20 protein-coding genes are annotated in these 22,288 nt (G+C 29.9%); 6 read left to right on the forward strand and 14 right to left on the reverse strand.

Features of this window, described 5'->3' with window-relative positions; all coding sequences use genetic code 11:
• The first annotated feature begins 29 nt into the window (after positions 1–29).
• Together lpdA and EG240_RS11910 are read left to right on the forward strand one after the other, a co-directional pair.
• Positions 30–1,421 (forward strand): dihydrolipoyl dehydrogenase, encoded by a 1,392-nt coding sequence (gene lpdA, locus EG240_RS11905; protein WP_125019616.1) that lies wholly within the window; start codon positions 30–32, stop codon positions 1,419–1,421.
• Positions 1,422–1,516: 95 nt separating this feature from the next.
• On the forward strand, positions 1,517–1,804 hold the full coding sequence (locus tag EG240_RS11910; RefSeq protein ID WP_125019617.1) for a serine hydrolase: 288 nt from the start codon (positions 1,517–1,519) through the stop codon (positions 1,802–1,804).
• Here the strand turns inward: EG240_RS11910 and EG240_RS11915 are convergent.
• From EG240_RS11915 to EG240_RS11965, 11 genes are all read right to left on the reverse strand, one after another.
• Positions 1,801–2,583, reverse strand: a complete 783-nt coding sequence (locus tag EG240_RS11915; RefSeq protein WP_125019618.1) for a fatty acid desaturase family protein — start codon at positions 2,581–2,583, stop codon at positions 1,801–1,803. The two genes, EG240_RS11910 and EG240_RS11915, sit on opposite strands and share 4 nt — an antisense overlap.
• Before the next feature lie 389 nt (positions 2,584–2,972).
• Entirely contained in the window at positions 2,973–3,704 is a 732-nt protein-coding gene (locus EG240_RS11920) for a DUF4197 domain-containing protein (protein WP_125019619.1), read from the reverse strand.
• Positions 3,705–3,745: 41 nt separating this feature from the next.
• Positions 3,746–5,401 (reverse strand): 2-succinyl-5-enolpyruvyl-6-hydroxy-3-cyclohexene-1-carboxylic-acid synthase, encoded by a 1,656-nt coding sequence (gene menD, locus EG240_RS11925; RefSeq protein ID WP_125019620.1) that lies wholly within the window; start codon positions 5,399–5,401, stop codon positions 3,746–3,748.
• Between the two features lie 48 nt (positions 5,402–5,449).
• Positions 5,450–6,043 carry a glutathione peroxidase gene (locus EG240_RS11930; RefSeq protein WP_125019621.1) on the reverse strand — a complete coding sequence of 198 codons (594 nt, stop codon included), beginning with the start codon at positions 6,041–6,043 and terminating at the stop codon, positions 5,450–5,452.
• Positions 6,044–6,144: 101 nt separating this feature from the next.
• Positions 6,145–6,594, reverse strand: a complete 450-nt coding sequence (locus tag EG240_RS11935) for a hypothetical protein (RefSeq protein WP_125019622.1) — start codon at positions 6,592–6,594, stop codon at positions 6,145–6,147.
• Positions 6,595–6,598: 4 nt separating this feature from the next.
• On the reverse strand, positions 6,599–7,903 hold the full coding sequence (locus tag EG240_RS11940; protein WP_125019623.1) for a serine hydrolase domain-containing protein: 1,305 nt from the start codon (positions 7,901–7,903) through the stop codon (positions 6,599–6,601).
• Positions 7,904–7,924: 21 nt separating this feature from the next.
• A complete protein-coding gene (locus EG240_RS11945; RefSeq protein ID WP_125019624.1) occupies positions 7,925–8,371 on the reverse strand; it encodes a hypothetical protein in 447 nt (148 codons plus the stop codon).
• Positions 8,371–8,802, reverse strand: coding sequence for a hypothetical protein (locus EG240_RS11950; RefSeq protein ID WP_125019625.1), 432 nt, complete (start codon positions 8,800–8,802; stop codon positions 8,371–8,373). Before EG240_RS11950 ends, EG240_RS11945 begins: the two co-directional genes overlap by 1 nt.
• 11 nt (positions 8,803–8,813) lie before the next feature.
• Positions 8,814–9,131, reverse strand: coding sequence for a hypothetical protein (locus tag EG240_RS11955; protein WP_125019626.1), 318 nt, complete (start codon positions 9,129–9,131; stop codon positions 8,814–8,816).
• 78 nt (positions 9,132–9,209) lie between these two features.
• On the reverse strand, positions 9,210–11,414 hold the full coding sequence (locus EG240_RS11960) for a redoxin family protein (RefSeq protein WP_125019627.1): 2,205 nt from the start codon (positions 11,412–11,414) through the stop codon (positions 9,210–9,212).
• Complete coding sequence (locus EG240_RS11965; protein WP_125019628.1) at positions 11,414–12,322, reverse strand: ABC transporter ATP-binding protein; 909 nt, start codon at positions 12,320–12,322, stop codon at positions 11,414–11,416. Before EG240_RS11965 ends, EG240_RS11960 begins: the two co-directional genes overlap by 1 nt.
• Before the next feature lie 253 nt (positions 12,323–12,575).
• Between EG240_RS11965 and EG240_RS11970 the strand changes: the two genes are divergently transcribed.
• Positions 12,576–13,364, forward strand: coding sequence for a LamG domain-containing protein (locus EG240_RS11970; RefSeq protein ID WP_125019629.1), 789 nt, complete (start codon positions 12,576–12,578; stop codon positions 13,362–13,364).
• A 70-nt stretch (positions 13,365–13,434) separates the two neighbouring features.
• Here EG240_RS11970 and EG240_RS11975 read toward each other — a convergent pair whose 3' ends face one another.
• On the reverse strand, positions 13,435–14,283 hold the full coding sequence (locus EG240_RS11975) for a universal stress protein (RefSeq protein WP_125019630.1): 849 nt from the start codon (positions 14,281–14,283) through the stop codon (positions 13,435–13,437).
• Positions 14,284–14,416: 133 nt separating this feature from the next.
• On the opposite strand from EG240_RS11975, the gene mnmE reads away from it, so the two are divergent.
• Positions 14,417–15,817 (forward strand): tRNA uridine-5-carboxymethylaminomethyl(34) synthesis GTPase MnmE, encoded by a 1,401-nt coding sequence (gene mnmE, locus EG240_RS11980; protein ID WP_125019631.1) that lies wholly within the window; start codon positions 14,417–14,419, stop codon positions 15,815–15,817.
• A gap of 275 nt (positions 15,818–16,092) precedes the next feature.
• On the opposite strand, the gene EG240_RS11985 is transcribed toward mnmE, so the two are convergent.
• On the reverse strand, positions 16,093–16,470 hold the full coding sequence (locus EG240_RS11985; RefSeq protein WP_125019632.1) for a hypothetical protein: 378 nt from the start codon (positions 16,468–16,470) through the stop codon (positions 16,093–16,095).
• Positions 16,471–17,792: 1,322 nt separating this feature from the next.
• Between EG240_RS11985 and EG240_RS11990 the strand changes: the two genes are divergently transcribed.
• Together EG240_RS11990 and EG240_RS11995 are read left to right on the forward strand one after the other, a co-directional pair.
• A complete protein-coding gene (locus EG240_RS11990; protein ID WP_125019633.1) occupies positions 17,793–18,080 on the forward strand; it encodes a hypothetical protein in 288 nt (95 codons plus the stop codon).
• Positions 18,081–18,336: 256 nt separating this feature from the next.
• A complete protein-coding gene (locus EG240_RS11995; RefSeq protein ID WP_125019634.1) occupies positions 18,337–20,595 on the forward strand; it encodes an aconitate hydratase in 2,259 nt (752 codons plus the stop codon).
• A gap of 61 nt (positions 20,596–20,656) precedes the next feature.
• On the opposite strand, the gene EG240_RS12000 is transcribed toward EG240_RS11995, so the two are convergent.
• On the reverse strand, positions 20,657–22,288 hold a 1,632-nt coding region (locus tag EG240_RS12000; protein ID WP_148096348.1), incomplete at its 5' end, for a T9SS type A sorting domain-containing protein.

The following is a 22,288-nucleotide window of genomic DNA, read 5'->3' on the forward strand; positions in this document are numbered from 1 at the left end:
CCTCTTAAAATCATACTGAAAATTTATATATGAAATTCGATATTATTGTATTAGGAAGTGGCCCTGGAGGTTATGTAACTGCGATTAGAGCTTCTCAATTAGGCTTTAAAGTTGCTGTTGTTGAAAAAGAAAATTTAGGTGGAATTTGCTTAAACTGGGGATGTATTCCTACAAAAGCATTATTAAAATCAGCTCAAGTTTTTGATTATTTAAAACACGCTTCTGATTATGGTTTAACAATTTCTGGTGAAGTTGATAAAGATTTCAATGCAGTAATTGCACGTTCTCGTGGAGTTGCAGAAGGAATGAGCAAAGGTGTTCAATTCTTAATGAAGAAAAATAAAATCGAAGTTATCGACGGTTTTGGAAAAGTTAAACCTGGTAAAAAAGTTGATGTAACTAAAGCTGATGGTTCTGTTATCGAATTATCTGCAGATCATATCATCATTGCAACTGGAGCTCGTTCTCGTGAATTACCTAACTTACCTCAAGATGGTAAAAAAGTTATCGGATACCGCCAAGCAATGACTTTAGCAGAACAACCAAAGAAAATGATTGTTGTTGGTTCTGGCGCAATTGGAGTTGAGTTTGCTCATTTCTACAATTCAATGGGAACGGAAGTAACTATTGTTGAGTTTATGCCAAACATTGTTCCGGTTGAAGACGAAGATATCTCTAAACAAATGGAGCGTTCTTTGAAAAAATCTGGAATTAAAATCATGACAAATTCATCTGTTGAGAAAGTTGATACAACTGGCGAAGGCGTTAAGGCTTTTGTAAAAACAGCTAAAGGTGAAGAAATCTTAGAAGCTGATGTATTATTATCAGCTGTTGGAATTAAATCTAACATTGAAAATATAGGTTTAGAAGAAACAGGAATCGCTACAGATAGAGATAAAATCTTAGTAAACGATTTTTACCAAACAAATATTCCTGGATATTACGCAATTGGAGATGTTGTTCCTGGACAAGCTTTAGCGCACGTTGCTTCTGCAGAAGGAATTTTATGTGTTGAAAAAATCGCTGGTTTACATGTTGAACCATTAGATTACGGAAACATCCCAGGTTGTACGTATGCTACTCCAGAAATTGCTTCTGTGGGTATGACAGAGAAAAAAGCTAAAGAAGCTGGATATGAAATCAAAGTAGGTAAATTTCCATTCTCTGCATCAGGAAAAGCAAAAGCTGCTGGAACTCCAGACGGATTTGTAAAAGTTATTTTCGATGCAAAATACGGTGAATGGTTAGGATGCCACATGATTGGTGCTGGTGTTACAGACATGATTGCTGAAGCAGTTGTAGCTCGTAAATTAGAAACAACAGGACACGAAATTTTAAAAGCAGTTCACCCTCACCCAACTATGTCTGAAGCTGTTATGGAAGCAGTTGCAGAAGCTTATGGAGAAGTGATTCACTTATAAGATTTTTATATTATCATATTAGAACAGCATTAACTTTTGTTATTGCTGTTTTTTTATGGAATAATTTGTAACTTCCAAACTTACAAAAGAAGATTATGAAAATATATATATACACTTTAATTTTCTTTATTTCATTTCTAAATATTGCTTTTTCTCAGTCATTTAACACTAGAAAAACAGATGCTTTTATAGAGTATATTGAAGCTAACGAACGAGCGATCGGAAACGTTTCGATTTTTAAAAATGGTAAAGAAATCTATCAGCGTAAATTTGGAGATCAAGAAATGAATCGTTCAAATGATGCATATCGTATTGCTTCTGTAGCCAAATTGATTACATCAACTTTGATTTTAAAATTAATAGAAGAAGAAAAAAAATACTAAAACGTTTGTTTCTTTTCGATTTCAGGTAAAACTTCATCAATTCGTTTGGCAAGTTCAGGAAGTTTTATTGTTGGAACTGCTGGAAAAAGATGATGTTCTAAATGATAAAACATACTAAAAGTGATTTTATTTTTCCAACTAGTTCTTTGTGTTCTTGCCATTTCAGGACTCTCATGTGTATCGTGATGTACTGTCCAAACAGCAAAAAAAGCCATTAAAAATTCTCCAATTATCATGACAATTATATGATAAATTAAAAAATATATATTAAAATAGAAAACAATTGTCGCAAATATTAATATCGAAATAAGTTGAAAAATTACGTTTCTTTTGTAATACTTATTTCCAAGTTTAAGTGTGATTTTATGAATCAAAAACATATGTATTGGTCCATAAAGAATTGCCCCATACCAAGTCATACTCGCTGATTTTCCTTCATAATCTTGTTCAGTTAGACAGTATTTATGATGTCTGATATGATTGAATTTAACAGCATGTATAGATGTCATCATTAAAACACTATTGATATATAAAGATAACCAAGTTAAAAATTTATTAGTTCCAAGTGAATTATGAAATCCATTATGAACTTGTCTAAGTGCTGTTAAAAAGAAAAAGGCAGAGAATGGCAAAGCTAATATATAATGACCATGATAGGCTAATGTAATCGAAAGTACAAACCAAGGAATGGTCAAATTATTTTCAATTAACATTTCTTTAATGGATAAATTTTTTAAATCTTTCCATTCAATTTTTTTTATAATTTCTTTGTGAGTCATTTTATATAATTTGGGTTGGTTATATTAAAACGGTGGAAATTTTATGAAATTATCTAAAAATACGAAATTTAATTAGAAAATCAAAATTTTAAAAAGGCAACTATAAAAATGAATATTCTATAGAATTTGTATATATTTAGTTTAAATCATTTGAAAATTAGCTCAAAATAAAAAATATTCTGAAATTATAAAAAATGAAATATCAATTTAAGTATAATAATAGCAAGAAAAGTTTGGAAAAAAAGAATTGAAAAAAAAATCTATTCATGCGAAAAGGATTGGTCTTCACCAATCCTTTTCTTTACTTTGCAACTAATTCTTAGTTATATGAAATCTGCAAGTATTTCCAAAAATAGTAAATTATTTTTTAACCTAAATGTTAAATTTTGCTATTTTTTATCTTGTAAAGCAAATACAGATTTCAATAAATTAGTTGATCTTGCATTTATGTTAGTTCTTATGTCAACTTCTTCTTTTCCAATCATCGTAAAAACTCCGTCTAAAGCTTCATTTGTAACATAATCTGTTAAATCAGGATTTACTTTTTGAACCATTGGTAAAGTATTATAAGTTGTTATAATTTCTTTCCAAACTTTATCAGCTCCAACTTTATTAAATGATGATTTTATAATTGGATTGAATTTTCCGTATAACGATTTGGTTGTAGATTTTTTTAAATATTGCGTTGCTGAATTATTACCTCCCATTAAAATATTTTTAGCATCTGTAATGGTCATGTTTTTGATTGCGTCAACAAAAATCGGAGTTGCTTCTTTTACAGCCACACTCGCTGCGTTGTTCATTGCTTTTACACCTTCATCTGCTAAACTACCCAAACCAGCTGCTCGTAATGCTTTTTCAACTTTCTGAAGCTCTTGCGGAACAGGTATTTTTACTAATGAATTGTTATAAAATCCATTTGTTTTTGTCAAATTCACAACTTGTTTTGAAACGCCTAATTCTAAAGCTTCTTTTAAAGCATTTGCAATTTGTGTTTGTCCAATTCCTCCTCCTTGATTTCCTTGATTTTGAATTTCGTTCAATTGTTTTGTAGCTTGTTGTAATTCAGCACAACTACTCAAAAAAAAGACAGATAAGATTGGTAAGATAAGTTTTTTCATAATTTTATTTTTTTAAAATGGTTCGTGTCCAAAAACCATACCTAAATAGTAACAGCTTTAAAATATTGTTTTAGAATATCTTGATTAATTTTAGTTGGTGTAAATATTTCTAAAATACCTTTATTTTTACTATTAAAAAAAGCCTTTAATTTTGGTGACAATTCGGTTTCATTAGCAATTGTTTCATAATCAAATCGATACATTTTAGCTAAATGTTCTGCTGTTAAACAATGTTCGGTTTCGAAAAACGTATTAAAAACTGGAGTTTCATTATGTCCTGGAAGAATTCTGAAAATTCCGCCACCTCCATTATTAATCAAAATAATTTTAAAATTTTCAGGTATGTAATTATTCCAAAGCGCATTGCTATCATACAAAAAACTAATATCACCAGTTATCAAAACCGTTGGTTTATTGTTTGCAACAGCTGCTCCGATTGCAGTTGAAGTTGAGCCATCAATTCCGCTTGTTCCACGATTACAAAAAACATCAATTTCTGACGGAGTTTTAAATAATTGTGCATAACGGATAGCTGAACTATTACTAATTTGCAACTGAATGTGACTTGGTAAATGTTTCCAAATTTGATCAAAAACCATAAAATCAGAATACGGAATTTCTTTTAAATATTTTTCATGTCCAATTGCTCTCGATTTCATAATGGTCTTAATCGAATCATTGTAACTACTTTCTAAAAAATGATTATCAGCAAACATTGCCTCGAAAAAAGTTTGAGGATTGGTTTCAATTTCATTGGTTAAAGCCTGAAATGTATCATAGAATCTATGTTCATCAACGTGCCAATGCGCATTGGGTTTATACTTTCTCAGCAAAGCTTTAATGCGTTTTGAAACGACCATTCCACCAATAGAAATCAATAATTCAGGTTTGAAGTTTTCAAAATCTTCTTCTGTAAATGAAGTAATTAATGTGTCGATATTAGAAACAAAATTTGGATGACTTACGTTTGATGTAATTTCTGTCATCACAACAATCGATGGATCATTACCCAATTTTTGAAGAATTTCTTCACTCAAAACATTCGGATTTTGCACACCGATTAAAACCAATTTCTTTTTTGTGTTTTGAAAAACCGCTTTATATAAATCAAAATTTATTTCTGGTTTTCGTTCCGGCTTGTAATGTGTGATTAATGGTTTGTACGATGTTTCATCAACCGTATTATATAAAGGTTCTTCAAAAGGTGCGTTGATGTGAACCGGTCCTTTTTTTGAATATGAAATTCGAATCGCTTCTTGAATTAATAAATCATTCTTGGAAGAAGCTTCATCTTCAAGATTGGCATTAAAAAGTGAATGATTTTCGAAGACATTTCGTTGTCGAATCGTTTGCCCATCTCCGATGTCAATTTTAGTTGTTGGGCGATCTGCAGAAATTACGATTAATGGAATTTGACTGTAAAATGCTTCTGCGATTGCAGGATAATAATTTAAAAGTGCAGATCCTGATGTACAAACTAAAATAGCAGGTTCAAGAGTTTGCTGAGCTATTCCTAATGCAAAAAATGCTGCACAACGTTCGTCAGCAATGCTATAACAATTAAAAAAAGGATCGATAGAAAATCCGATGGTTAACGGAGCATTTCTCGATCCTGGTGATATGATTATATTTTTTAGACCTTTCGCTTTACAGATTTGTAAAATACTTTGAGCTAAAGGAATTTCAGGATATTTCATTTGATCTTTATTTGTTACTCAAAGATACAAACAAACCTGATATTTACTTTAAGAATTAGTTCCTTTTATCCAATTTTTAATTTCGGTATCATTTGGTAAAATTCTTGGTCCGAAAACACGTTCTAATTCTCCGTTTTCATTAATTAAGAATTTTTGAAAGTTCCATTCAACATCAAAATCTCCTAAACCATTTTTAGATTTCTCGGTTAAGAATTTATAAACTTCATTTTTATCATCTCCTTTAACAACAATTTTTTCCATCATTGGAAATGTAACGCCGTAATTTTTTTGACAAAATGCTGCAATTTCTTGATTTGAACCTGGGTCTTGCCCCATAAAATCGTTGGTTGGAAAACCGATAATTACAAAATTATTGTTTTTAAATTCTGAATATAAACTTTGTAATTGTTCAAATTGTGGAGTTAAACCGCATTCAGAAGCTGTGTTTACAATCATTACTTTTTTGCCTTTTAACGATGCTAAATCAAAGTCATTTCCTTCAATGTCTTTTACTTTGAACTGATATATGTTTTCTTTATTCATTATTTCTGTTTGATTAGAGGTTGGTTCTGGAGTTAATTCTTTGTTCATTTTTGAACAACTTAAAGCAAATAAACTACTTAAAATAATTAGTGATTTCATTTTTTCTCTTTTTATAAAATTAGATAAAAATTACTGATTTACTGATTTTTGATGTGTTAATGTTGTAACAATTTTAGATATATTAAATTACAATCAAATTTTTAAAATTGTAATTCTTGTTTTAAATGTATTATTTCTTTTTCATCGATAGGTATAAACTGAAATAACGAATCTGGAAATTGAATCGTACCATTTGCATAAAACGGAATTTGAAAATAATAAGAAACCATTCCTGTTCCTTGTTTCAGATTTTCATTTTCTTTTAAAAAAGCGATTGGTTTAATGAATTCTGATTTTCTTCTTGAAACATATTTATTTCTTCCTTTTAAAGTATCTCCAATAATTTCGCCTGAAATATTCCCTAAATCGGAAGTTTTATCAGAATAAATAACCAAATATTTTCCATTAAATTGATTATCAATCTCTGAAAGCTTTAAGTAAGCTGTATCCTTATTATTGAAAGAAATCGCTTTAAAGAATTTTTCTTCAGATTGTTCTTTATTGCAAGAAATAAACAGGATTAATGTAAGAACTGTAAAAAATGTTTTCAAAATATTATTTTAAATCAGGGTTGTAGAAAGTATATACTTCGTCGTTTTCAATGAAAATCATTTTACATTCTTCAGGAATAAATGTAGCACTTAGATTATGAAAGGTAAAATGAGTTTCGTCTTGAACTTTTAATTGAAATGGAATCTGACCTTCATCTAATCCTAAACCAAATAAATCACCTCCGTCGTTATAAATTTTAATCGGAAACGGATAATTTTCGCATTTATAAGTTCCTACATATTGATTTAAAATTTTATCATTTAGATAAATTGGATATGGAATTTTAGCATCATATAAACTATTTAAAATACCAATGTAAAAATCATTTTTCACATTTCGATTTCCATTAATGTTGATTGCTATTGAAGTTTTATCTTTTTCATTATATCCTAATAAAGTATGACTTCCAGAAATATCACCATTATGACCTAAGAACGAAATCTCATAAAAAGGAGTTTTCATCATTCCTAAACCGAAATCTGCATTAGCTTTAGGTTTCATCATTTCTAATGATTTATTACTGATGATTTTTCCGTCAAATAAAGCATTTATAAAAATATTTAAATCATTAGTTGAAGCGGTAATATCTCCAAACGCTAAAGAATTTTCATAAAATTTTTCGGTCATAATATCCCAATTTCCATTTTTATATTTCAATGAAGGATAAACATTTTTTCGTTCGTCATTTCCAGCTTTTAAAGTTTTTAGATTTAATGGTTTTGTAATATTTTGATTGATAATTTCTGAATAAGGTAGAGCATATTTTTTTTCTAAAATTTGTCCTAACAAAAAATAAGCTGAATTGGAATACGAAACATCAGTTCCCGGTTCAAATAACAATTCTTCAATTATAATATTTTGTAATAATTCGGAAGGTGAGTAAACACGATATTGCAACCAATACGGATCTTTCCCTCGAAAATTTACATCGCCCAAACCACTGGTATGATTCAACATTTGCTCGATTGTAATTTTATTACTTTGTTTAATTTCTGGAAAATAATTTACCAATGAATCGTTTAAACTTAGTTTTTCTTCTTCAATTAATTTTAAAATCAAAGTTGCTGTAATCAATTTGGTTACAGAAGCAATGCGATATGCATCATTTGAGCGATTCATTTCTTGATCTCCAAATTTACGCTGATAGATTTCTTTACCATTTTTAAAAATCGAAACATTTCCGATCGCTCGTTCATTAGCTTCGATATATTCAATAAAAGCATCTGTTTTTCTTGTATTAAATGTTTGAGAAATAGCAGAATTTGCAATTGAAATTAAAAATAATAAGGTTAAAAAAAGTCTTTTCATTTTGGGTTTATTTATGATTTATTATCTGAATTTTTCATCAAGATAAATTTCTTCTAGAAATGGATTTTCAACAACTTTAAGAATATAATTGTTTGTTTCTTCAATTTTCGAAAGTTTATTTTTAATTATCGATGGTCCACTTCCTTTTGTTTTGATTAAACGAACGGCTCTATCCACAAAAAAATATAATAATCTGAAAAAAAATAAAGTTATTAAATTTATCAAATTTATGTTTTTTCTTTTTGAGTTTATGTAATCGTCTAATTCTGCTTCACTGATTTTTGGATATTCTGATAATTTAGTTTTTAAAAATTTTGAATTTCTATTTCTTGCAATTTTTAGAATAGTTTCTAAATTTCTATTATGAATTTTAAGGTATTCTTTAGAGGAATTTATACTGTGAATATTGTAATTAAATTCATTAATTACAAGTATCGATTTTTTTAAAATTTCAATTTCTCTTTCCATTATTTTGAATTTAATTCAAACAATTTATTTCCAAAACCTTTAAAAGTTTCTAAAGCTTGACCTTGAAAAATGGTGTTAATATTTTCTGTTTTGCCTTCATCATTAATGTATTGAATGGTGTTGATATTTCCGTAATTAAAAATGTAATTGGCACTTGATGTTTGTTTGAGTTCGTAATTTTCATATTTTTCAATTTGAAAATTCACTTGAATTGATGCCGAATTAAAAGATTCAATTTTTTTTACAATAAAAACCACAGCACATTCCGTTCCGCAACTTAGTCCAAATTCGTAATTTATCAACGAATCGAATTTGTTTTTTGAATCAACTTGATTAATAATAGTAGATTTCGATTGGTTCGAGCTTTCAGTTTTTATATTATTGCAAGAAAACAGCGTCAAAAGCATTAAAATCGTGAGTATCTTATTCATATAAACTAATTTTAAATGATTTGATTGTTCATATTTATAGGATAATTTCGGCGTAATTTTTTTGTCATATAAAAAGAATTCATGAAGAAAGACATAAAAAAAGCACCTAAACTCAATGTTCTTAATCCTCTAAAAATACGTTTCACAGAATACGAAAAAGAAAATGTTTGTTTCCATAAATTTCGATGCGCGATTAACAATTCTTCAGGATTGTCTGTTCCCTTTGGAGTTAATGCAGCCAAATGAATTCCGGTTATCGGTGGAACAAAATCTTTTTCATGACCAAACTCATATCTTTTTAGATACGCAATGATGATGTCTATTTTCATTTTAAAGTGGTTTAATTGGTTTTATATTTAACTCATTTTAAACTTTTTTATTGCTTTTATGGATTGATTAATACAATTTTATTCTGATTTCAATGTATTTTCTAGAACAATATCAAAAGCACTTTCGTTAGCCATCGGCATTTTAGAGTTTACAAAATTTCCTTCTTTATCAATTAAAATAAAACGTGGTATCGATTCAATTGAATATTCTTTTCCGAAAGTATCAATATTTGTTGCAATGAGTTGTTTTACTGTTTTAGGCTTATTTTTAGCTTGTGAAATCCACGCAATTTTGTTTTTATCAACACTTATTGCAATAAATACAATATTTTCGTTTTTAGCATATTGATTTGCTGCTTTTTCAAAACTAGGCGAAACATATTTACAAGGTCCACACCAAGTTGCCCAAACATCAATTACGACAAATTTTCCTTTAAAATCTTGAAGACGAACAATATTTCCATTTAAATCAAAAGCTTCAAAATTCGGAGCTTTTGCATTTTTACCTAAACGAATTGCATCCTGAACTTTTGCGTTTAGATAATTGATGTTTTTAGCATCTGTTAATCCAACTTTATAGGTATCAAAAACGTCAACAATTTCTGAAGCTGATTTACTTTGGTCAATAGCTGATACAATTCCTGTTGTTAATAATTTTTCTTTGAATGAATCATTTGGAAGTTTTAAAATAGCATTTAAAGATTTGGTATTTTCGTCTAAATCAGAAGTATCGTTTGCTATTAATTCTTGAACTACAATTTGACGATAGTTATTATCAAAAAGCATTTCGGTATCTTTTCTATTTAGTTTATCATTCAATAATTTGTAGAATTCATAATCTTGTTTTTTGAAATTTTCATCTTTAACCAATTGCTTTTTTTCGTATTGATTCCAAAGATTTATAAAATAAGCGATTAACTGCTTTTGTTGAATAGCACGGTAATCATCACGAATAATATAATTATCGTTTGTATAAGCATTTCCTAGTTTTTTTAGTTGACTTTCATATTCATCAATTAATTCTTCAGAAATTTTAGTCGGATTATCTGCATAAATATCATTACTGATAAAGTAAGCAATTGTGGTGCTTAATTCAGCTAAATCAGCTAAGTTGTTTTCAGCCAAACGCGTTCCTGTTTTTTTGAAATTAACATCATTACCCTTGTGTTCTACTTCAATATTTACAATGTCATTTTTACCGATAATAATCGGTGTAGTGATTGCGTTATCAAATTTTAAATGATATTTTCCTAATTTTAAATCTTCTGTAATCTGAAGTTTAAACTGATTTTCAGAAACTGGAAAAGTATATAAAGTTGCATTTGTAAGCGCATCAACCAAATAACCTTCTTTAATATTATCCGGACTTGTAATGGTTCCACTAATCAAGGTTTCGTTTGATTGCATCATTTGATTTGGTTTTAAAATCCAAAAACAAATTCCACTTAAAATAAGTATGGTTGCTAAACTTGTACTAATGGTTTTTCCGTTTTTGACAAAGGCATTTTTAAATGTTTTATTCGCATACCATTTATATCCAATAAAAAGAAGTAACAAACTAATTACCACGCTAAAACCTTCTGAATACGTAAAAAAGTAACCTAAATCACTAGGATTTGAAATGGCATTCGAAGTTATTTTTAACGGATACCATTTGGGTAAGATGTTTAATGCTTGAAGAATTGAAGTTGAAATGATTAAACCAATTCCAACAATTATAGATAAAATAAAGTTTGAAAAACGAACGCTAATCACATAAATCAAAGTAGTTAAAAACAATAACGAAACCCAAAAACGAATTGCCGTTTGAATCTCCTCAAAACCAATGTTTATCGTTGCAAATTCTTTATTCTCTTGTAAAAGATATAAGATGAAGCTTACCACATAAGTAGTTGCAAAAAACACAGAAATGGTAATTGCATTGATGATTAAAAGTTTTGAGTATTTTGCAAAATAGATAGAAAACTTGGACAAAGGTTGTGTTTCTATCAATTGCCAAGTGTTGTTTTTAAATTCAATTTGGGATATTCTGCTTGCTGAAATGATTGCGACAAGAATTGCTATAAATTCGAATACTGATATATAACTATTAAAAGAAACTTGAAAGAAATTGGTTTTTTCTGTTAAATCTGAATTGTATTCCCCATTTATAAGACTAAAAACGAATGCCATTAATGGTATCAAAACACTTAAAACAATTGCGGTTAAAACAATTCGAGTACTTTTCATCTTGATACTTTCTGCTCGAAAAGCTTTGGTGAAATTTGAAATATATTGCGTCATTATTTTTTGTCTGTTAAATTAATAAACCAATCTTCTAAACCACCGCGCTTGTTTACGCCATAAATTTGAAAATCATTTTGTACCAAGTTTTGAATCAATTCTGGAATTTCTTTTTCATTATCTAAAACAAATTGTAAGGTTTTCGAATCGATTTGTGTAACCTCAAAACCATTTAATTTCGAATGGTATTTTTCAACTTCATCTAAAATAATATCAACCGTAATATTTTTGTTTTTATTACCTAAATCACCAAGTGAACCTTCAAATAATAATTTACCTTGATTGATGATTCCAACGTGCGTACAGGTTTTTTCAATTTCACTTAATAAATGGCTCGAAATAAAAATAGTAATTCCTTTTTCTTTATTTAATTTTTTAAGAAGTTGACGTACTTCGATAATTCCTTGCGGGTCTAATCCGTTTACCGGTTCATCTAAAATCAACAATTCGGGGTCATTCAAAAGTGCCATTCCAATTGCCAAACGCTGTTTCATTCCCAACGAATATTGTTTTGCTTTTTGTTTTTGGAATTTAGAAAGTTCTACCAATTCTAGTATTTCTTGAATTTTGGAATTTGGAACTTCTTGTATCGTTGCGATTAGTTTCAAATTATCATAACCCGAAAGATGAAGATATAAAGTAGGAGTTTCGATTATGCTTCCAATTCGTTTAAATATTTGCGGAAGCTGCTTAGATAAAGTTTCACCGAACAAATAGATAGATTCGTTTTGTTGTTCATTCAACAAACCTGTAATTAAACGCATAGTTGTTGATTTTCCGGCTCCATTTGGACCTAAAAAACCATAAATACTTCCTTTTGGAATATTAAGAGATAAGTTTTCTAAAATTTTTCGTTTGTTATTAAACTGAAAATTTAAGTCTTTGGTTTGAATAAGATATTCGTTCATTTTTTTTATGTTAAAATATAACTTTTAATTTATTTATGAAGTTTTTTTGACTACAAATATTTGTTAAAATGGCTTAGAATAAAGTGTTTGCTAATTTTTTGTATTGGTGTTTAGAATTTATTGTCTAATAGGGTGTTTTGACCTTTTATTTATAGTGTAAACCCCTTTTATTGTGTTTATGTAAAATATTATCATTTTTTGGCTTGTTTTTTGATTTTATATACAAAAAAAATAATTTTAAAAACCATTTATTATGAAAAATATTTTTAAAACTTTAGGAATTTCATCGTTGGCAATTTTTGCTGTTATAGTATTAAGTTGTAATAATGATGATAATTCACCAATTCCTGCCGCAAATTGTATTCCAACAAGTTTACAGAACGGAATCATTGCATCTTACACATTTGCAAACGGTTCTTTAAATGATTCATCAGGAAATGGTTATCATTTAACGAATTCTACATCTGCTAGTTCTGATGCAGACAGAGCAGGAAATGCGAATTGTGCTTTTCATTTCACCAAAGCAAATGGAGAATATTTAGAATATGTTAACCCAACTTTTTTAGATAATATTCAAACACAAACTTTTACTATTTCACTTTGGTATAAAAATGAAAATACTAGTTTAAACGATTATGAGTTATTAATTGGAAGAGACATTGGATTACATTGTCCTAATACTTACGGGCAATGGTCTTTGGGGTTATATGATTTAAGAAAACCAAATTTTGGTATGAATCAATATTCTACAAATTGGAATTCTAATCCAATAAATTCTATTTCAGTAACTCCCTCTCAATGGCGACATTTAGTGGTTACAAGCGATGGTAATATTGATTTTAAAATTTACTTGGATAATGTTTTGACTTCTACTCTTGTGGATCCAACTTTAGCACCTTGTGGTCCATTAACTAGTAATATTGGAAATCTTTATTTAGGAAAAGATTTCGATGGCTTTTTGGATGATATTGTAATTTATAACCGAATTTTAACACAAGCAGAAATAACTCAATTATACAATTTAGCTCCTTGTTGTAGTTAATTTTAATTTTTCGTTAATTAAAAATCCGAGATGTTTATTGTTTTAAACTCTCGGATTTTGTTTATGATATTTATTCTTGTTTTGGTTGTGGTAAGATCAAAACCGGAACATCTGAATGATAGGATAATTGTTTACTTAAACTTGAAGTGAACAAACGTTCAAAGAAATTTAATTGACGTTTTACAATGCACATCACATCAATTAAATGTTCATCAATGAAATAGAAAACACTTTCTTCTAAGTTCGGATTTAAAACCGTATAAATTTTTACTTTATCGTTATTAAAATATTCTTTCCATTTTTTAATAACGTCTACAATTTCACGATTTTCTTTTCGTAAAACGTGTAATAGTTTAACTTCAGCATTTATAGCCGTTGCGATTCTAATAATTCGGTCAATTCCAACTTTATCAGATTCGTTTAGCATAGTTGCAAAACCAAACGAAAACAAGCTTCTAAATTTAGCTTTTGCTGGAACACTCAATATTGGAATATCGATGCTATTAATTACATTAACTGTATTTGAACCTAATAATTTCTTTTCAAGAGAATGGTTGCCATTAGTTCCCATTACCACAAAATCAATTGCTTCATCTTTAATAATTCGTTTCATATTCATTAGAAGTAAACCTTCTTCAAAAATAAATGTAAGTTTTACATCTTCAAGACCATATTCAGCTGCAACTTTACGTAAAATCGGACCTTCGTTTTTGTAACGTTCAAAATTGTTTAGTTCAATACTTTCGTAAACTCCTTGAATTAATTCGGGTTGACCACCACTAGTAGTTGAAATTATGGGCATTTCATAAGAGTGTAAAACAAAAATTTCTGCGTTAATACTTTTTGCTAAATGCAAAGCATAAACAAATGCATTAGAAGCGGTTGTAGAAAAGTCTGTAGGGAAAAGAATTTTTTTCATAATTATGTTGTTTAGCTTGACTAATATACGAAATGTTCTTTTAAAATCGATACTTAACCGATTATTTTGATAGAAATAAAACCCTTCAAATTTTGTTTAAATAATTGTATTTTTGCATAAATTTTCAAACATTATGATTTTACAAGATACTATTGTTGCTTTAGCGACTCCTTCGGGAGCAGGGGCAATTGCTGTGATTCGAGTTTCTGGTCCGAAAGCTATTGAAATTGTAGCTCCTTTATTTCAGTCGATAAAAGGAAAAGATTTGACCAAACAAAAATCACATACTTTACATCTTGGACATCTGGTTGAAGATACAAAAGTTTATGACCAAGTTTTGATTTCTTTATTTAAAGGAACCAATTCTTACACAGGAGAACCAACAGTAGAAATTTCGTGTCACGGTTCAACCTTCATTCAGCAACAAATTATTCAATTATTACTTCGTAAAGGTTGTAGAATGGCGACTCCGGGTGAGTTTACAATGCGTTCGTTCTTGAACGGAAAAATGGATTTATCTCAAGCTGAAGCTGTTTCTGATTTAATCGCTTCTGATAACGAAGCTTCCCATCAAATTGCAATGCAACAAATGCGTGGTGGTTTCTCAAATGAAATTGCGAAATTGCGTGAAGAATTATTAAACTTTGCTTCATTAATCGAGTTGGAATTAGATTTCTCTGAAGAAGATGTTGAATTCGCAGACCGTACAGCCTTTAGAGAATTAGTTAATCGTATTGAGTTTGTTCTAAAACGTTTGATTGATTCTTTTGCTGTAGGAAACGTAATCAAAAACGGAATACCTGTTGCGATTGTTGGAGAACCAAATGTTGGAAAATCTACTTTATTAAACGCTTTGTTAAATGAAGAACGTGCCATTGTTTCTGATATTGCTGGAACAACTCGCGATACTATTGAAGATGAATTGGTAATCAACGGCATTGGTTTCCGTTTTATAGATACCGCTGGAATTCGTGAAACAAAAGATGTTGTTGAAAGCATCGGAATTCAAAAAACGTTTGAGAAAATTGAACAAGCACAAGTGGTACTTTATTTGTTCGAAAGTTTAAAGTTTAAGGAGCAAAGTTCTGATTATATTATTGAAATCGAACGTATAAAGAATAAATATCCGCAAAAACCATTAGTTGTTGTTATCAATAAAATCGACTTGCTTTCAGAAACTGAAATTCAGAATATTAAGTTACAACTTGAAACATTGAATGTTAAATTACAAACCATTTCAGCTAAAAATAAAATAGGAGTAGAGGAACTTAAGAATGCATTATTAAACTTTGTAGATACCGGAGCTTTACGTAATAATGAAACCATTATAACGAATACACGCCATTACGATTCATTACTAAAAGCTTTGGAAGAAATTGAAAAAGTGAAGTGGGGATTGGATGGAAATTTATCTGCTGATTTAATGGCAATTGACATCCGTCAAGCATTATATTATTTCGGTGAAATTACAGGTCAAGTAACTAATGATGAGTTGCTTGGAAATATTTTTGCTAATTTTTGTATCGGAAAGTAAAAGGCTGGTTCAAGTGATATATACAACACCTTTACTTGTATCTAATTTTAGAGTAAATATTTTGTTAGGCGATTTAAAACTAAATCTTTTTCGGATCTATTGTTTAATAGAATAACAACCTTATTAATTTGTTCTTGGGTTATGTTTTCAAAATTCGTCATTTTAGGATAATATTGACTTACTAAACCTTTTATAATTTCATTAGCACCTCTTTCCTAATTATGATATAGTTCGGCAGAAAAGTAATCTATATGCAGCATTTATGAGTTGAATCCCTAGTTTTTAGTGAAATCTAATTTATTAAAATAAATGTTTTTTTTCCTGTGTTCTAAATCAACAATCATAATCATCGCATAAATTCTTGAAGTTTCAGTAACTTCATCGTAGTAATCAAAATCAATAAAACTTCCTACTAAAATTAAAACATCATCATTTAACCATTTTGCTTCATCGAATCCACAAGTTGGGTCACAAAAATTAATTCGTTTTTCGCTTCTATTCTTAATGTCCAAAAGCTTTGTTTCTTGGTCAACATCACCATAGAAATTAAAATCTGTTGCATAAGTTTTAGACGGATTGTAAACGATAAATTCATTAGAAGTATTTAAATACAAATTCCAATCGCTAGCATCAAATTGTGAAAATGTATTCATTTCAATCTCTGATGAAGTTTCAGTTACAAAGTTATCGAAAGCTAAGTTTGGAAAATAATTGATAAATTCAGGGAAATTTTCCCGAATTAAGAATTCATATGATTTTAAATTTTGTGCTCTTGTTTCACTAATAAAACAAATTATCAGTATTAAGAGAATGATATTTTTTTTTCATTTACAACGAAATTGAGTTGGTTAAGATTAAAGATAGAAATTTATTTTTTCACTTCTACATTCTCTATTTATTCATTAATACTTTAAATAATAAATTAGAATGACTTAACTATCTTTCAAACTTTTTTGGGCAGCTGCTAAAGCACCGCGCTGTTCGTTTCTAGTCCTCGTGTGTTTTTTGAAAAAAAACACACTGTGGGCTAACCACTACCATCGCTGCTGCGAGTTTTGTTTTTTATAAAATAATTGAGATTTATAAGCCGTTTGTTTTTCAATTTGAAAGTAAACAAATGAATTACTATAATTTCATAATAGTAAATGCTACAGAAACGAAACCTTTATCGGTTATCTCACTGGATTTGGTTTACTCCGTACAATTCGCAAGCTCGATTTAGTGACTCAAAAGCGTATTTGAATTCGATACTACATCACAAAAAAACAAGCTAATTTATAGTAATTTTAGAGCTGTTTTTTAACCTCTGAAAACCCTTGTAAATACTAGGCTTAAAAACGGTCTAGACGATTTACCCAAAAGGTCTAGACGATTTACTCAAAAGGTCTAGACGATTTACTCAAAAGGTCTAGACGATTTACCTAAAAGGTCTGGGCAATTTACTTAAAACCTATAGTGAATTTATTTACATAACAGAATAATATCAAAATTGGTGTTTAATAAGAATCAATATTTTATTGTATTAACTCTGTTTTTATTTTTTAGGATTTATTAAATCAATTTAAGATTGTTTGTTAACATTTGATATATTTACCGTAAAACACGTTAATAACCAAAAAGAAAAATATATTTTGGTTCTTGATATTGAAATGATTAAAAATGTTTACGAAAATATGCCTACCAAAGAAGAAAAATTAAATAATTAAGTATTAAAATCATTAGAAATGTCTATTCGTAAAATAATTTTAATCCTTATATTAAACGTTATTTTTCTTTTATTATATGGATTTTATAGAGAATATCAAATATTTTATGTTTCATATTTTAATCAAATTGAATATATCCATATTGGATTTATTGATACAAAAGAAGTTCCAACTAAGATTGAAATTTTGTTTTCAGGATTCACGAATTTGTGTATTTTGATTACTAGTTCATTGATTAGTATTATAATTATTAATAGAAAATGAATTTTATGAAAACTAGTTTTGAAAGCAATGCGTTTGTAATAAAGAATAAAATATATTTTCAAATTGAAAAATCATTTCTAGATATTCTTGAAATGAATGCGATAGAAGAGCTAGATATTTTAGACAAAAATATCTCAATTAATCCCCAAAACATAGAATATTCTTTAACAGAGCTTAATTATCATCAATTTAAGACTCCTGTTTTTAATGATTTATTGATTGAAATTGGTAGTTTTACTTTGGTTTATTCAGATGAAAATGAATTAATAGATGAGTTTTTTGTGATTTATTAATAGATGTGATTGTTTTATAATTAACTAAACATCGAAGATTTAAATAATCGTCCTTTAAGAAAACTAACCAAAGATATAACTGAAGAATTGAAAATATTTTAATACATTTCTATAATCTATATTCTTTTCTCTATTTTCTCAAAACAAATAGAATCATTTTAAATAGAGTATGTTAACAATCTTTTAAAAAGGGTTACCAAAAATATTTAGTAAATTGGAGAAGGTTTTTAATTCAACAAATAAAAAAATAAAAATTATGGCTTTTGATATTGAAATGATTAAAAAAGTGTACGAAGATATGCCTGCTCGAGTTGATAAAGCTCGTGAATTGGTTGGTCGTCCGCTAACGCTTTCTGAAAAGATTTTATATGCTCATTTATGGGAAGGAATGCCTTCTCAAAAGTTTGAACGTTCAAAAGATTATGTTGATTTTGCTCCGGATCGTGTCGCTTGTCAGGATGCGACAGCTCAAATGGCTTTGTTACAGTTTATGCATGCTGGTAAAGAACAGTCGGCTGTTCCAACTACGGTGCATTGCGATCACTTAATTCAAGCAAAAGTAGGAGCTGAGCAAGATTTGGCTGTTGCAAATTCACAATCAAAAGAAGTTTTTGATTTCTTATCATCAGTAACAAACAAATATGGAATCGGTTTTTGGAAACCGGGTTCTGGAATCATTCATCAAATTCTTTTAGAAAATTATGCATTTCCTGGCGGATTGATGATTGGAACCGATTCGCATACAGTAAATGCTGGAGGATTGGGAATGCTTGCAATTGGAGTTGGAGGTGCAGATGCTGTTGATGTGATGTCAGGAATGGCTTGGGAATTAAAATTCCCAAAGTTAATTGGAGTGAAATTAACAGGTAAATTAAACGGTTGGACAGCACCAAAAGATGTGATTCTTCGTGTTGCTGATATTCTAACTGTAAAAGGTGGAACGGGTGCTATCGTTGAATATTTCGGCGAAGGAGCTTTGTCAATGTCTGCAACTGGTAAAGGAACCATTTGTAATATGGGAGCTGAAATTGGTGCCACAACTTCAACTTTTGGATATGACGATTCAATGCGAAGATATTTAAATGCAACTGGTCGTGCTGAGGTTGTAGTTGCTGCAGATAAAGTTGCTGATTATTTAACAGCCGATCCGGAAGTTTATACAAATCCAGAACAATATTTTGATGAGTTAATCGAAATCAATTTATCGGAATTGGAACCTTATATTAACGGTCCTTTCACTCCAGATCGCGGAACGCCTGTTTCTAAAATGAAGGAAGAAGCGGCTAAAAATGATTGGCCAATTAAAGTAGAATGGGGATTAATCGGTTCGTGTACCAACTCGTCTTACGAAGATATGTCACGTGCAGTTTCTATCGTTAATCAAGCAGTGGAATTAGGAATTACGCCTAAAGCCGAGTTTGGAATTAATCCAGGTTCGGAACAAATTCGATTTACAATTGAACGCGATGGAATAATTGCAGCTTTTGAAAAAATGGGAACTAAAGTATTTACGAATGCTTGTGGTCCTTGTATCGGACAATGGGATAGAGCAGGAGCAGATAAACAAGAAAAAAATACCATCGTACATTCATTTAACAGAAACTTCTCAAAACGTGCCGATGGAAATCCAAATACGCACGCCTTTGTAACTTCTCCCGAAATGGTTGCTGCTTTAGCAATTTCAGGTCGTTTAGATTTTAATCCGATTACAGATACGTTGATCAATGACAATGGTGAAGAAGTAAAATTCAAACCGCCATTTGGTGATGAATTACCGAAAAAAGGTTTTGACGTTGATGATCCAGGTTTTCAAGCTCCGGCTGAAGATGGTTCAAAAATAGAAGTGATTGTTTCTCCTACATCGCAACGTTTACAATTGCTAGAACCTTTTAAGCCGTGGGATGGTAAAAATATTACTGGAGCAAAATTGTTAATCAAAGCATTTGGAAAATGTACTACCGATCACATTTCTATGGCTGGTCCTTGGTTGCGTTTCCGCGGACATTTAGATAATATTTCGAATAATATGTTAATTGGTGCTGAAAATGCATTCAATCATAAAACCAATTGGGTTAAGAATGAATTAACCGGCGAATACGGTGAAGTTCCAGCTGTGCAACGTGCTTACAAAGCAGCAGGTGTTCCAACTATTGTGGTTGGTGACCAGAATTACGGTGAAGGTTCTTCTCGTGAACACGCCGCAATGGAACCTCGTCATTTGGGAGTGAAAGCGGTTTTAGTTAAATCGTTTGCTCGTATTCACGAAACGAATTTAAAGAAACAAGGAATGCTTGCGTTGACCTTTGCTAACGAAGCAGATTATGATAAGATTCAAGAAGATGATACGATTAATTTCTTGGATTTAGTTGAGTTTGCACCAGCTAAACCTTTGACTTTGGAGTTTGTTCATAGTGATGGTTCAAAAGATATTATTTTAGCAAATCATACATATAACGACCAACAGATTGAATGGTTTAAAGCAGGTTCAGCTTTAAACTTGATTGCTGCAGGTTAATAAAATTTTTATATTTATAAAGTAAAGCCAATCGTTTTTTGATTGGCTTTTTTGATTTTTGCTATTTCTTCACAATTCGAAAAGTTTGTTTTTGATTTCCGTTTGATAAGGTTAACAAATAAACTCCTACACTTATTGATTCTGTATTTACAGAAACGATTTCTTCATTATTAAACGATTGCTGTAAAACTTTTTGCCCAAGAATATTATGCATTTCAAGTTTTGTAAAACTTTGTAATTCACCTGTAATATGCAACACATCAGTAGTTGGATTTGGATAAATAGAAATATTCTTTTTATCAAACGTATCTGAACTTAATAAATCTGTTGTAAAACGCGTATAAATAGTTCCTCCGTAAGTATTTGCTCCAACTTCATCTGGATTTAATGGACTTCCTTGTGTAATAAAATTATTAGCATTACTGTTTTTACTAGTTTTCTCTATCGAATAATATCCATCAGTTGTTGGGAAAAGCGAGCGAGGTTCGTCTTTACCATCAAAACCGAAATAAGTTGTATATAGAACCGTTGAGCCATCTTTAGATAACAACAAATGATATCCATCTGAATGTGAAAAATTAAACGAAGTTGCTGGATTTCTTGCTATTTGATAAGCATCTGCTGTAGAAACTCCAGTAAAGCTTTCTGTTTGACCCGTTAGCCAAATATTTCCGTCTGTGTTGATGGTAACTTTATCATAGTATGCCGAAAATATATTATTAGAAGTATAGGTTCTCCAAAGTTTACTTGTTCCATCTGCACTAAAACGGTCTAACATTTTTTTAGTTACATTAATTCCAGGATCTGTGATAAATGCATTTGGTGTTGCCGAATTTACAAAACCACCGCTTGTATTATTATAGGCTGAAATAACATAAATCTCGTTTGCCGAAGTTTCTAATCGAGGTAGTGAACTTCTTTGCTCATTTACATAAGTTCCCCAAGCTCTAGTTCCATCGAAATTGAATTTATTCATAAATATATTAGTAGAAAACATACCATCATTAGAAGATAAGTTTGGGTTTGCTTGGTAAGTTCCAGGCGTACTAAAATACGTAGGATTAAAATCTTCTGTTAATGGTGTGTTTGGCATAACAGAAACATCTCCAAGTAGAATAATTCCATCATTTACCGCTTTTATGTCGACTATTATCGTAAAATAAGCACCGAAAAAAGTTCCCCAAAAAAATTGACCTTGACTGTTTAATTTGGTTAAAGTTGATGTATATCCTGTGAAAGGAATTTCGTCATATTCTTTGGCTTCCGCTTGAAAAGGTGAATTTTCAAAACTCAACTCTTTATCTCTATAGCTAATAAAATATACATTATCTTGAGGGTCAGTTGTGATTTTTGTATATTCTTGAGGAGTAGGTTCTATTGAATCACTATAAGTACACCATAAGAGTTCACCAGTTAACGCAAAACAAGCCACAAAACCACTGCTGTTAAGTAAATCATTGGCTTCATAAGTTGTACGATAAACACCTTCGGTAGTGAAATTACTACTTTGGGTAGTATTACCAACAATAAATATTTTATCAACGCCGTTAAAATGGATATCCGAAATTCGTGTATTTGCACTAGTACCTAATCCTCCTAATAAACTTACGTTACATTCGGGCAAAGTAAGTTTTTGAATACTGTTTGGGGTAGTTGGGTCTAAATAATACATGACATCGTCATGGATAAAATG

The sequence above is a fragment of the Paenimyroides tangerinum genome (assembly GCF_003865405.1).
Lineage (GTDB): Bacteria > Bacteroidota > Bacteroidia > Flavobacteriales > Flavobacteriaceae > Flavobacterium > Flavobacterium tangerinum.